The organism is Dolichospermum planctonicum (assembly GCF_005402965.1).
GTDB lineage: Bacteria > Cyanobacteriota > Cyanobacteriia > Cyanobacteriales > Nostocaceae > Dolichospermum > Dolichospermum planctonicum.
Genome location: NZ_BJCF01000192.1, coordinates 1 through 229, shown reverse-complemented (window position 1 = coordinate 229; position 229 = coordinate 1). Strand labels below are relative to the sequence as shown.

1 rRNA gene is annotated in these 229 nt (G+C 48.9%); it reads left to right on the top strand.

The annotated features are described in order from the left end of the window. A 23S ribosomal RNA gene (locus FFO06_RS20995) occupies positions 1-229 on the top strand; the annotation flags it as partial.

The following is a 229-nucleotide window of genomic DNA, read 5'->3' as shown; positions in this document are numbered from 1 at the left end:
GTGTCAATAGTCACTTACTGTTCTGTGGGAGCATAGGCAGGGACGCATGAAAGATAGCCATACCCTAATTGGTTTGGGAGGGGTTTACGAACTCCGAGTGGTGAAGGAAAGTGCCAAGAAAAGCTGTGTATGTGATGAAGATAGAACACCCGTACCCGAAACCGACACAGGTAGGGAGGTTGAGAATACCAAGGGGCGCGAGATAACTCTCTCTAAGGAACTCGGCAAA